We start from the raw sequence: 13,869 nt of genomic DNA on the forward strand, positions 1-13,869 counted from the left end.
GGGTACTTCTGATGGCGCCATGGCAGTGGCCGGCGGGACCGCCGGAACCTCGGCCGTCGACGCCGCCAAGGCCGCCGGGGCCGCCGAAGCGGGCGGGACGGCCGACGGCTCCGGGGAAGACGGAGCGGGCGAGGACACCAGGGCGCTGGCCAAGGCCAAGCGCACGGGCAAACTGGTGGAGATCACCTCGCTGCGCGGTGAGAGCAGCGAGGTGTTCGCCACTCCGCAGGGCCGCTTGGAGGCCCGGGAACATCTGCGTCCGGTGCGGACGCGGGTGGACGGCGAGTGGCGGGACATCGACACCACGCTCTCGCGCGGCGACGACGGGGCGGTCGCGCCCAAGGCGACAACCGTCGGGCTGACGTTCTCGGGCGGCGGTTCGGATCCGCTGGTGCGGATGACGAAGAACGGCCGCGAACTGGCCTTGTCCTGGCCGGAGAAGCTGCCCGCCCCGGAGCTGAGCGGGAACACCGTCACCTACCCGGACGTGCTGCCCGACGTGGATCTGCGGATGACGGCGCAGCAGGACGGCTTCACCCAGCTCCTGGTGGTCAAGTCGGCGGAGGCCGCCGAGAGTGCGGAGCTGGACGAGCTCCGTCTGAAGCTGGACGCCGACGGCATGCGGGTCGAGGAGACCGACGAGGGCGGCCTGGCGGCGATCGACGAGGGCGCCGGGAGCGCGGTCTTCGTGGCCCCCCGCCCGGTGATGTGGGACTCCAGCGACCAGGCACCCGACGCCACGGAACAGTCCGCGAAGCAGTCGTCGGCGCGGTCCACCGCCGGAGGCCCCTCGAAGGTGTCGGCAGTCTCCGGTCCGCGCCCCGCGACCGCTACCACCACGAACGCCGGCACGACCGCCGTCACCGCTGCCGCCAACGACGGCGGGGACCCTCCCGAGGCCGTCGCCGGTGAGTCCGCGAACATGGCCCCCGTCGGAGTGGACGTCCCCACCACGCAGGACGCGCTGGTGCTGACGCCCGACACGGACGTGCTCCGGGGCAAGGACACGGTGTACCCGGTGTTCATCGACCCCCAGTGGCACTCCCCGAAGGCCACCGCGTGGACGATGGCGTCCAAGTACTGGGCGTCGTCGCCGCAGTGGAGGTTCAACGGCGAGTCGGACGCGGGCCTCGGGTACTGCAACTGGGCCTACTGCGCCCCGCACGACACCAAGCGGCTCTTCTACCGCATCCCGACCTCGAAGTTCGCGGGCCGGACCGTGCTCCAGGCGGAGTTCGTGGTCCGCAACACCTGGTCGGCGTCCTGCTCCGACCGGAGTGTGGAGCTGTGGCGTACCAAGGACATCTCCTCGTCGACGACCTGGAACTCCCAGAACGCGTCCGGCTTCTGGATCGACCACCTCAGGACGGCGTCCTTCGCCTACGGGTTCACCGGCTGTGCCGCGAAGGACGCCGAGTTCGACGTGAAGTCCGCGATCCAGCAGGCGGCGGACAAGAAGTGGTCGACGATGACCTTCGGCCTGAGGGCGGGGAGCGAGTCCGACGCCTACGGCTGGAAGCGGTTCTCGGACGACGCCTTCCTGCGCGTGCAGTACAACCGGCCGCCGCCGCAGGTGAAGATGTCGCAGCTGGTCATGGAGTACGGCGGTTCATGCAAGAAGCCCGAGAGCGCCGCGCGTGTGCGCACCCTGGGCAAGATCTACGCCAACAACATCACCGACCCCGACGGCGACACCGTCAAGGTCGAGTTCGCGGCGAGCTGGGACACCGGTGACGGCAAGGGCTCGGTGACCCGCTGGAGGTCGGGGCTGACGGGGGCGAAGAAGTCCGGCTCGGACTTCACGATCACCCTGCCGTCCACCTTCCCCAAGAACAAGACGATCAACTGGTACGTCCGTTCTTACGACGGGGCCCAGTCCTCGCCCTGGTCGTACACGGGTGACGCGACCTCCTGCTACTTCGTGTACGACACGAGTGTGCCGAAGGCCCCGACGATCTCCTCCGCCATCTACCCGGCCTCCGACCCGGAGGACCCCGAGGACCCCTGGTACGACGGAGTGGGCCAGTACGGCAACTTCGTGGTCACCGGGGCCGTCTCCGACGTCACGAAGTACTGGTACGGCATCAACGGCGACCCGGTCTCCGCCAACACGGTCACCACCTCGGCGGGCGCGGCCAGGACGGTGCCGGTGCTGCCGCTCAAGCCGGGCCTGAACACCTTCACCGCACGCTCCTTCGACACCGCGGGCAACGGCTCCGAGATCCGCACCTACCAGTTCCGCGTCAAGGCCGGGCAACTCGAACGCGCCAACTGGTCGATGGACGAGGCGTCCGGCGCCACCCAGGCGGCGGGCGGCGCACCCGAGCAGACCGCGACCCTGCACGGCGGCCCGACACCGGGCGTGGAGGGCAAGATCGGCAAGGCGGTGCAGTTCGACGGCGTCGACGACTACGCCACCACCGACATCGTCACCATCAACACCGACGTCAGCTTCACGGTGTCGGCCTGGGTGAAGCTGTCCGCGATGCCGGCTGACGCGGCGGTCGTCGCCTCCCAACGGGGCAACAACGCGCCCGGTTTCGAGCTGTACTACTCCAAGGGGTACGACCGCTGGGTGTTCAACCAGTACAGCGCCGACAGCACCAGCGGCACGCCCGTCCGGGCCATGCAGGCCGCCGCCGGCGGGGTCAAGGTCGGTGAGTGGACGCATCTGGTCGGCATGTACGCCGCCGGTGAGAAGCAGCTGAAGCTGTTCGTCAACGGCACGCTGGCCGGCACCACCGCCTACAGCACGGGCTGGAACGCGCGGCGCGGCATGGTGATCGGCGGCAGCTTCCTCAACGGCACGCCGACAGCGCCCTTCCCCGGCGCCATCGACGAGGTGAGGACCTACGAGAAGCCGCTGTCGGCGGCCGAGGTGTCGACCCTCTACACGGCGAACTCGATCGGCGCCGGACGTCCGGCCCGCGCGGCCTTCCTCATGGACGACGCCGCCGACGCCACCGCGCTGAGCGGCCGAGCCGACGTGAACCCCGCTGTCCTCAAGGGCGGGGCCACCACCGGCACGGCAGGGGTGGACGGCAACGCCCTGACGCTGGACGGAACCGACGACTACGCCGTCACGACCGGCCCGCACATCAACACCTCGTACAGCTACGCCGTCTCGGCCTGGGTGAAGCTGCCGAAGACCAAGCCGAACCACGCCGCCACGGTCGCCTCGCAGATCGGCACCACGGTGACGGGTCCGGAGCTCTACTACTCCAGCGCCTACGACCGCTGGGTGTTCAACCAGCACAGCGCCGACACCGGCGACTCCACGGTGGTGCGGGCCATGCAGCCCGAGGGCACCACGGCGTACGGCGGTGAGTGGACGCACCTCGTCGGTGTGCAGGACACCGTGGCCGACAAGCTGTCGCTGTACGTCAACGGGACCCTGGCCGACACCACCGCCACGACCACCACCTGGTACGCCGGGGGCGCGGTGCAGATCGGTGCCAGCGCGTTCGAGCGCACTCCCACCTCGTTCTTCCCCGGTCAGATCGACGACGTACGGCTCTTCGACCGTCCGGTGTCCGCCGGTGAGGTGCAGCAGCTGTTCAAGCAGCGCGCGGTGGTCAAGGGCCGCTGGAAGTTCGAGACGGCCGCCGGCACCCCGCTGACCTCGCCGGACGCCTCCTCCTCGGCCAACGCCATGACCCTCTACAACGGCGCTCAGACGGGCTCGGGCTGGGTCGACGGCGCGGTCACCCTCGACGGCACCAACGACTACGCGGCAGCCCCCGTGGTGCCGGTCGACACCGGTGCCAGCTTCACCGTCAGCGCCTATGTCCAGGCGGCCGCGACACCGACCGGTCCGGTCACCGTCGTCAGCGCTCCGGGAGCCAAGAAGAGCGCGTTCGCGGTGCGTTACGAACCCAGCGCCACCCCGGACACCGATCCGGGCCGCTGGCGGATCGCCACGGCCGACTCCGACAGCGACACCGCCGCGTTCTCCGACGTCGGCAACGGCATGTTCTACAGCCCCACCGACTGGAACCACCTGGCCCTGGTCTACGACGGCTTCTCCAAGGAGGTCCGCCTCTACGTCAACGGCGAGCTCCAGGAGACCGCCTGCGCCGACGCCGACGAGGACGGGGTGCAGGACGACACGGGCTGTGCCGACGTCGTCTCGTGGGCCGACGACGTGCTGACGTACAAGGCGTCGAAGACGCTGCAGCTCGGCCGGGACACTGCGGGCACGACGTCCAGCCAGTACTTCCCCGGTTCGCTCTCCGACGTCTGGGTCTTCCAGGGTGCGCTGACCGAGACCCAGATCGACCACCTCGCCGTCGGCATGCCGGGCGTGGAGACCGCCGTTCCCAGCGGCGGGTGACCGGTTCGGCCAGGGGGCCGGGACCGACCGCCTGACGCGGCCCGGCCCCGGCCCGGCCCGGTGTGCCTCACTCCGCCGTGCGCGGCTCCCCGCTGGCCGCGGAGTACTCGGGCCGAGGGACCGGATCGGCAGAAGGTCGCCGTCATTCCGGACGAGCTGGTGACCGCGCAAGTGGAGAAGGGCCGCGAGTTCGGCACCTCGAAGCAAGTAATCAACGGGAGAAACAGAAGCGAATGAAGACCAGACCCCGCCGGAGAACAGGTAGGCCGTGGCGGTGGGTGGCACTCGCCTCCGCCACCGTGCTGACCGGCACCCTGATACAGGCGTCCGGCGCACCTGCCGTAGCCCAGGCCTGGCACAAGCCAGCGCTGCCGAAGGCCGAGTCCCCGGTCAAGGGCGGCCCGGCGGGCAAAACGGTGCCCCGCACGGTCGCCAAGGGCCCCCGCACCCCCGCCAAGGCCCCGGCCACCACCTGGCCCAAGGCCACCGCCACCACCGTCGCCCTGGACAAGGGCGCCACCAGGGTCAAAGGGCTCCCCCTGACCCTGGACACCAAGGTCAAGAAGTCCTCCGCCGCAGCCACCGGCGCCTACACCGTGGGCGCCCTGTCCCAGAAGGCAGCGCGCAGGACTGGCGTCGACGGCCCCGTCTTCACCCTGACACCCAGCCAGAAGACCAAGCAGCGCGTCGGCACGGTCCGCGCCGCACTCGACTACTCCTCCTTCGCCGGCCTGTACGGCGGCGGCTACGCCTCCCGCCTCACCCTCGTCCAGCTGCCCGCCTGCGCCCTCACCACACCGCAGAAGGCGAAGTGCCGCACCACGCGCCCGCTGGAGACCGTCAACAACACCGACAAGCAGACGCTGACAACGAAGTCGGTCGCCCTCAGCGCCGGCTCGGCCACCGTCCTGGCGGCGACCGCGTCGGCGAGCAGCGACAAGGGCGACTACAAGGCCACGTCCCTGTCGGCCTCGTCGACCTGGAACACGGACCTGAGCAGCGGCTCGTTCGCCTGGTCGTACGACATGGCGCTGCCCAAGGTGCCCGGCGGGCTGACACCGCAGGTCGGGCTGTCGTACTCCTCCGGCGGTGTCGACGGACGGACGGGTAACAGCAACAACCAGGCATCCTGGGTCGGTGACGGCTTCGATCTGGCGCCCGGTTTCATCGAGCGCAGCTACAAGAGCTGCGAGAAGGACGGGGCCAAGAACGCCGACGGCAATGAGCCGGGCGACCTGTGCTGGGCGTACGACAACGCCACCCTGTCACTGAACGGCTCCGGCGGGGAGTTGGTGCCCGACGGCACCAACTCCTGGAAGCTGCAGAACGACGACGGCACCAAGATCGACCGGATCTACGGCTCCAGCGCCAACGTGCGCTCCAACGGCGCCCGCAACGACGAGTACTGGCGGGTCACCACCCCTGACGGCACGCGGTACTACTTCGGTTACAACCGGCTGCCCGGCTGGGCCAGCGGCAACGAGACCACGGACTCGACCTGGACGGTGCCGGTCTTCGGCAACAACACCGACGAGCCCTGCAACGCCTCCACGTTCGCCGCGTCCTGGTGCCAGCAGGGCTGGCGCTGGAACCTCGACTACGTGGTGGACCGGCGCGGCAACGCGGTCGCGTACTACTACGACAAGGAGACCAACTCCTACGGCCGCAACCTGAAGGCCGCCGATGACACCCCGTACGTACGCGGCGGCACCCTGGACCGCGTCGAGTACGGGCTGAAGTCCACCGCCGTGTACTCGGCGAAGGCACTGGCCAAGGTCGACCTCACCAGCAGTGAGCGGTGCATCGCCGACAGCTCCACCACCTGCTCGTCCATCTCCACGGACTCGCAGTACTGGTACGACACTCCCTGGGACCTGAACTGCGAGGCGGGCACCGACTGCGACGAGGGCCGCTACTCCCCGGCGTTCTTCACCCGCAAGCGGCTCACCGAGGTCGCCACCCAGGTCTACGACGGCAGCGGGTACGACAACGTCGACTCCTGGAAGCTGACCCACCGCTGGGGCATGGCCGACACCGACTACCAGCTGCTGCTCGACTCCGTCCAGCGCACCGGCCATGGCGGCACGGCCTCGATCACATTGCCGAAGACCACGTTCGCCTACACCCAGCTCGCCAACCGGCTCGACAGGACCGGCGACGGTTACGCCCCGTACATCAAGTCCCGGCTGTCCACGATCGCCGACGACTCGGGCGGCCAGATCGACGTCAACTACTCAGCGCCGACTTGCGACTTCGATGCGCTGCCCACCCCGCAGACCAACACCACCCGCTGCTTCCCGCAGTACATCGGCGGCAGTTCGAGCGACGACCCCGAGCTGCAGTGGTTCAACAAGTACGTCGTCGACACGGTCACCTCGACCGACCGCACGGGCGGCTCGCCCGACCAGGTCACCATGTACGACTACCTGGACGGCGCGGCCTGGCACTACGACGATGACGACGGCATGTCCAAGGCCAAGCTGCGGACCTGGTCGCAGTGGCGCGGTTACGGCCACGTACGGGTGCGCACCGGTGGCCAGGGCGGCGCCTCGGCCATGAAGACGCAGCAGGACTCGTACTTCCTGCGCGGCATGGACGGCGACCGCAAGGATCCCTCCGGCGGCACCAAGTCCGTCAGCGTCACCCTGGGCGACGGCGAGGGCGACCCGCTCACCGACCATGAGTCACAGGCTGGCTTCGCCTACAAAACCGTCACCTACTCCGGGCCGGGCGGCAAGGTCCTCGAGAAGTCGGTGAGCCGACCCTGGTACAAGGAGACCGCGAAGAAGGTCCGCGACTGGGGCACCGTCACCGCCAACTTCACCGGAACCGCCTCCACCAAGTCGTGGACCTCACTGGACGACGGCGCGGGCACCAAGTGGCGGACCACCTCGGGTTCCGAGACCCATGACCCCGCCACCGGCCTGGTCGTGCAGAGCGAGGACCTGGGCGACACGACGACCGCCGCCGACAACCAGTGCACCCGCACCACCTATGTCACCGGCAGCGTCCCCCTGGCCACCCCGGCACGAGTCGAGACGGTCGCCAAGGCGTGCGACGCCACCACCAGCCGGCCGGCCGACGTCATCTCCGACGTCCGCACCGCCTACGACGGCGGGGCCTACGGCGCCGCGGCGACCAAGGGCGACGCCACCAGGACGGCGAAGCTCAAGACGTACAACGGCACCACCGCGGTCTACCTGGAGTCCAGCTCCACCTTCGACGGCTATGGCCGGGCGCTGACCACCACCGACCTGACCGCCGACGTCACCGTCACCTCCTCCGACGTGCTCACCAGGACGGCCCGCAGCGGCGGACGGACCATCACCACCGCGTACACGCCGGCCACGGGCTTCGCGACGAGCAGCAAGGTGACCACCCCACCTGCCACCGCGGGCGATAGCACCACAGCCCAGACCTCGACCACCACCTACGAGGCGCTGCGCGGGCTGCCGCTCACCGAGACCGACACCAACAGCAAGGTCACCACCTACGCGTACGACGCGCTGGGCCGCGTCACGAAGGTGTGGGCGCCGGACCGGACGACGGGCCAGACCCCCAGCAAGGAGTTCACCTACACCATCACCGACGGCAAGCCGGTCGCGGTGGGCACGAAGACCATCGGCAACTCGGGTGCGCAGGACACCTCGTACGCCCTGTTCGACGGCTTCCTCCGCCCCCGCCAGACGCAGGCTCCCGGCCCGGACGGCGGAACACTGCTGGCCGACACCTTCTACGACGAACGCGGCCTGACAGCGAAGGAGTTCGCCACCTACTACACCACCGCCGCGCCGTCGACGACGCTCTTCAAGCCCGCCGACGCGCTGAGCGTGGAGACCCAGAACCGGTACACCTACGACGGCCTCGGCCGGGTGACCGAGCTGAAGGCGATCGCCGGCAACGGTGACGGTGGAAAGGTCCTTGGCGTCACCAAGACCCTCTACGGCGGCGACCGCACCACGGTCATCCCGCCGGTCGGCGGCACCGCCCAGACCGCCGTCACCGACGCCCGCGGCCGCACCACCGAACTGCGCCTGCTGCACTCCCGTTCCGCCGACGCCGCCTACGACACCACGTCGTACGACTACTCGCCGCGCGGTGAGCTGACCAAGGTCACCGACCCGGCGGGCAACTCCTGGACGTGGACGTACGACCTCATGGGCCGGCTCACCGACACCACGGACCCGGACAAGGGCGCCGGTCGCCTGGAGTACGACGACAGGTCTTTGCTGACCCTCTCCAGGAACGCCAAGGGTGTCCTGGCCTACGTCTACGACGGCCTGGGCCGCAAGACCGAGATGCGGGACAACTCCTCGTCCGGGACGCTGCGCGCCAAGTGGGTCTACGACACCATCAGCGGCGCCAAGGGCCACCTCGCCTCCAGCTCCCGCTTCAGCGGCGGCCAGGAGTACAAGTCGAGCATCGTCGCCTACGACCGGCTCTACCGCCCGCTGCGCACCTCCGTCACCGTCCCGTCCTCCGAGGGCGCCCTCCAGGGCACCTACCTCTCGGCGACCACCTACAACGACTCGGGAAAGGTCCAGGGCGTCGGCTATCCCAAGGCCGGTGACCTGGCCGCCAACACGGTCACGTACACCTACGAGAACGGCACGCTGCGGCCCGTCGGGGTCAGCGGCCCGCTGAACCTGACCGCGAGCACCCGCTACAGCCTCACCGGCAAACCGCTGCAGTACTCCATGGCCGCGAACGGCGGGAAGGCGACGTACGAGACCAACACCTACGAGTTCGGCACCCAGCGGCTGGCCACCTCACGGGTGGACCGCCAGGACATCGCGGGTGTCGACCAGCTCAACACCTACACCTACGACGAGGCGGGCAACGTCCTGTCCGTCTCCGACACCTCCCGCTCCGGCACCGACAACCAGTGCTTCAGCTACGACCACCTCGGGCGGGTGAAGGAGGCCTGGGCCCAGTCAACCACCGGCTGCGTCGCCACGCCCACCACGGGCGCGGTGGGCGGACCGGCCCCGTACTGGACGTCCTACACCTACGACAAGGTCGGCAACCGGCTCACCGAGACCCAGCACGCGACTACGTCGGGCGGCTCCGACACGGAGCGGGAGTACCACTACCCGGACCCGGGTGCCGTGCGCCCGCACTCGCTGACCTCGGTGGACAACACCGTCGGGACCGTCAAGTCCCGCGACAGCTTCACCTACGACGACGTCGGCAACACGCGCACCCGACTGTTGAGCGACGGCACCTCCCAGACCCTGGGCTGGGACACCGAGGGTCATCTGACCAAGGTCACCGAGCCCGTGGAGGGCGGCAGCGACAAGGTCACCGAGTACCTGTACGACACGCAGGGCAACCGCCTGATCGGCCGGACCCCGACCGAGACGACGCTGTATCTCGGTCCCACGGAGATCACCCTGGCCAAGGGGTCCACGGCTCCCAAGGGCACCCGCTACATCGACGTGGGCGGCGGCCACATGGCCGTCCAGGGCAACGACGGGAAGATCTCCTTCACCCTGGCCGACCACCACGGCACCGCCCAGCTGTCCGTGGACGCCACCACCCAGGCCCTGACCCAGCGCCGCACCCTGCCGTTCGGCGGGCCGCGCGGCGCCGAGCCGACCTCCTGGGCGGGCACCAAGGGCTTCGTCGGCGGCACCATCGACAAGGCCACCGGCCTCACGCACCTGGGCGCACGCGAGTACGACCCCACCCTGGGCCGCTTCCTGTCGGTCGACCCGGTCTTCACGGCTACCGACCCGCAGCAGATGCACGGCTACACCTACGCAAACAACAACCCGCTGACCCATTCCGACCCGGCGGGCACGGAGATCGGGTCCAAGCCCAACTCCTGCCAGTACTCCCTCGCGAACTGCAGCAAGAAGACCCAGAAAGAAGTCGGCTACAACGCGAAGTCGGGCACGACCGACTACCGCCGCGGCAACATCTACAAGCGCTCCCAGGCGGCGAAGAAGTACTGGGTGTCGTCGAACACGCCGGTGACGAACGACCTCGACAGACTGGGGGACTACTTCTCCAGAAGCATGATCGGGGAGTTCTCGAACGACTTCTGGGACAACCCGGTCTACGAGAGCGCTGAGAAGGGTCAGGCGTGCTTCGGCCGGGAGGGCTGCCGCCAGGCGTACCTCTACTTGCTGGGCATGGACAAACGAGGTGAGGTCGCCGACGTCGAGACCGCCAAGGAGATCGCGGCGACCTACTGCGTCTACAACGCCGACGAATGCAACGAGAAGGCCGCGGCCGTCGCCCGGGGCAACGTCATCAAGGAGGCCGTCACCACGGCCCTGCTGGGCTACCTGGTCGGCGCGGCCGGCATGGGGCGCCGGGGTGCGACGTCCTGCAACAGCTTCGTACCGGGCACCCAGGTCCTCATGGCCGACGGCACTGCCAAGTCCATCGAGGACGTGAAGACCGGGGACAAGGTCCTCGCGAGGGACCCGAGGACTGGCCGCACCGAGGTCAAGACGGTCACTGCCGAGATTCTCGGCGAGGGCCGGAAGAATCTGGTCAGGATCACCCTTGCCATCGAGGTCGACGGCCGGAAGCAGACCGCCACGATGACCGCGACAGCGGGCCACCCGTTCTGGGTCCCGGCGCTCGGCGCGTGGACCGACGCCACCGACCTGACCGCGGGCGAACAGCTCCGCACGTCCACTGGGTCCCTGGTCCGCATCACCGAGGTCCGTCGCTGGACCCAGCCTGCCACCGTGCACAACCTCACCGTGGCCGACTTCCACACGTACCATGTGCTGGCGGGACCCACGGCTGTTCTCGTGCACAATGACGGCGGGTTCGACTGGGAGAAGGGACTCGAGGATCTCAAGAACGGCTGGGACCCGGGTGATCTCGATGACGACGGTTACCACGCCCCGCGTGGAAACCAGGCAGAGAACAGGGAATTCAAGGACGCGCTGCAGGAGGCCGAGCGAGGTATCGGTCGGGAGATAACACCCGCCGAGCGTCGTGCCCTGCACGAAAGAATTACTGGGCAGGGGTACGGCTATCACCGGATCGTGGAAGAGGCCAAGGGGATGTTCGGTGGCTGCTGACGACCAGACGGCCAGGGTTCGTGGGCTCCTTCAGGGTGCGACGGTTCGCTCTGTCGGCAGGGCTGCAGACCTGTGCACGGTTGAGTTCACCGGCCTTCAGGGTGAGGAGCTCAGGGCCCACATTCAGTGCCCTTTCCGAATTCTGCAGGAAGGGAAGGTCATACTGGGGTCTCGCGACATGAGATACCCGCAACGCGGGGCCGGACCGGACGCGTTCGACCACTTCGAGACGATCTACGATGCGCGAGCCGCGAAGTTGAACGGGATCATCGACCAGCTTCGACCGACGGTGACAGACGTGGCATTCGGTGCCGGCGGGCATCTCGCCGTCACGTGGAGACCTGCTTTCCGGATCGAGGCATTTCCTGACTGTTCCGGCGCCGTGGAAGCCTGGCGAGTCTTCACCCGGGGTGGCCCACACTATGGATATCCCGAAGGCTCACTCTAGGAAACGGGATCGTTGATCGCACCGCGACGACGCAGAAGGGTCTGACGGAGAGGCTTCCGGCAGGCCCTTCGGGGTCAGGACCGGAGATCGATCACCCACTGGCCGCGCTGTCCACCCGCTCCGATGTCACCCCGGACACAGGCCGTTCCCGGACCTGTCGGCGGGTGAACCGCCGGCCCCACTTCTGGGCCGGTGCCTCGACGCAGTAGTAAGTCAGGACGCACACCGGCAACAGCATGGCGTAGAAAGCCACTTCGAGGGCCAGGTCGTCGTGGGGGCGGCGGCCGATCGTGCCGTCGCTCACCGCCAGCAGCAGCGGATGCACGAGGTAGACCGAGTAGCTGATCGTGCCCAGGAACGTGAGCAGACGTGGGATCCGCCGGCGGCGCAGCGCCAGCCCGATGCCGAAGGTGACCACGGCCAGCAGGAAGGAGACGATCCAGGCGCGCCGGGTGAAGTGGCCCCCGTCGCCGTCGACGTACGCGCTCCCGACCGCGCAGGCCACCACCAGGGCCGCCGCGCACCCCGCCCAGGTCCAGCTGCTCTGCCCGGTGTCGCCCGGTACACCGCCGTACCGAGGAACATCACGGCGAGGATCACCAGCCCCTCCCACACCGGGACGGTGCCGTTGAAGGCGACCAGGGCCAGCGCGAGGACCCAGCCCAGCACACCCCCGAACACCCGCAGCGCGGCCGATCCGGTGCTCGCGCAGCAGATGGCGACGGCCATCACGGCCGCCGCGAGGCCGAGGAGCCGGCCGGTGCCCAGCTCCTCGGAGAGGGCCGACGCCGGCAGAACGAACCCGGCCGCCACACTCAGCGTTGCGAGCCCTGCCAGGGTGACGGCGACCGCGCCGGACCGCCGGTGCTGACGGACCGTGAAGAGTCCGACTACCAGCAGATAGAAGGCCATCTCGTAGGAGAGCGTCCACAGGACGAGCAGCAGGTTGGGGGTACCCAACAGCTCCTGGAACAGGGTGAGATGGGCCAGGGCCACCGAGGCGAGGCTCTGGCCGCCAAACTCCCGGATCTCCGCCACGCCCAGGTGGTCGGCCGCGATCAGACCGGCGACGACGGCCGCGCACAGCGGGTAGATACGGAAGAGGCGGCCGGTCCAGACGTCCTCACACAGCCCCGGCGTTCCAGCGACGCTGGGATGATGTAGCCGCTGACCAGGAAGAACACCATGATGCCGTAACGGCTGGTGTTGAACTCCGGCATCAGCTCCCGTCGGAACTCCGCCATGAAGGAGTACGACGAGTGGTCGAACACCACGACGAGCGCGGCGATGCCGCGCAAGGCGTCCAGCCAGCCGAGCCGCGACGCACCGGACTTGGCCGTCCGAGGCGTCGCGGCGAGTGAGGACTTCATGCCCGCTCTCATATGCAGTTCTTCTCCGGTGTTCAGTTGTGCGGTCCGCACCCAGGCCGCACGTGGTCCGCGCTCAGCCACCGGTCCCGTTGGCCGGCTCAGAAGGAGGAACGCTCCAGGTCGGCCAGCTTGCAGCTGCCGCCGCTCGCGCCGCCGTCGTCGACCGTGCCGGCCGGGGCCTTCACGTCGATGGTGACGGACTCGCCCGCAGGCACCGAGGCGATGCGGTTGTCCTCGGCCGTGTGCAGCACGGTGCCGCTCGCGTCCGTGAACTCGAGGTCGAACTCGTAGGAGTAGTCGGTGGTGGTCGAGGTGTTGGTGGCGCGGACGCGGGAGACGAGGCCGTTGTCGTAGGTGCAGGTCTCGATCTTCAGGTCCCTCGCGGCACCGCGCTGGGAGCTGGACGAGCCGCCCGTCCCCACGGTGGTGCTGCCACCCGAGGTGGACGAGGAGCCGCTGTCGGATCCACCGCTGGAGCTGGACGAGGAGCCGCTGTCGGATCCACCGCTGGAGCTGGACGAGGAGGACGAGCCGCCCGAGCAGCCTCCACCGCCGGAGCCACGGGCTCCGGTGAGGGCGAGGACGGTGATACCGAAGACGGCGACGGCACGGACGTGGCGGGACTTCACGTGTTCAACCCCCGTTGAAACGTTGCGAAATGAGCGCCGAAAT

6 protein-coding genes are annotated in these 13,869 nt (G+C 68.9%); 3 read left to right on the plus strand and 3 right to left on the minus strand.

What is annotated here, in order from left to right; all coding sequences use genetic code 11:
• Positions 1–19: 19 nt before the first annotated feature.
• From GWK25_RS39005 to GWK25_RS39015, 3 genes are all read left to right on the plus strand, one after another.
• On the plus strand, positions 20–4,333 hold the full coding sequence (locus tag GWK25_RS39005) for a LamG-like jellyroll fold domain-containing protein (RefSeq protein ID WP_215456227.1): 4,314 nt from the start codon (positions 20–22) through the stop codon (positions 4,331–4,333).
• A 233-nt stretch (positions 4,334–4,566) separates the two neighbouring features.
• A complete protein-coding gene (locus tag GWK25_RS39010) occupies positions 4,567–11,379 on the plus strand; it encodes a polymorphic toxin-type HINT domain-containing protein (protein ID WP_215456228.1) in 6,813 nt (2,270 codons plus the stop codon).
• Positions 11,369–11,827 carry a hypothetical protein gene (locus tag GWK25_RS39015; protein WP_215456229.1) on the plus strand — a complete coding sequence of 153 codons (459 nt, stop codon included), beginning with the start codon at positions 11,369–11,371 and terminating at the stop codon, positions 11,825–11,827. Before GWK25_RS39010 ends, GWK25_RS39015 begins: the two co-directional genes overlap by 11 nt.
• 91 nt (positions 11,828–11,918) lie before the next feature.
• Here GWK25_RS39015 and GWK25_RS44620 read toward each other — a convergent pair whose 3' ends face one another.
• The 3 genes from GWK25_RS44620 to GWK25_RS39025 form a co-directional block, all read right to left on the minus strand.
• Positions 11,919–12,440, minus strand: a complete 522-nt coding sequence (locus GWK25_RS44620; RefSeq protein WP_308404430.1) for an acyltransferase family protein — start codon at positions 12,438–12,440, stop codon at positions 11,919–11,921.
• 445 nt (positions 12,441–12,885) lie between these two features.
• On the minus strand, positions 12,886–13,197 hold the full coding sequence (locus GWK25_RS44625; protein ID WP_251829234.1) for an acyltransferase family protein: 312 nt from the start codon (positions 13,195–13,197) through the stop codon (positions 12,886–12,888).
• A gap of 98 nt (positions 13,198–13,295) precedes the next feature.
• A complete protein-coding gene (locus GWK25_RS39025) occupies positions 13,296–13,826 on the minus strand; it encodes a hypothetical protein (protein ID WP_215456230.1) in 531 nt (176 codons plus the stop codon).
• Positions 13,827–13,869 lie beyond the last annotated feature (43 nt).

Source organism: Streptomyces sp. ATCC 21386 (assembly GCF_018728545.1).
Classification (GTDB): domain Bacteria; phylum Actinomycetota; class Actinomycetes; order Streptomycetales; family Streptomycetaceae; genus Streptomyces.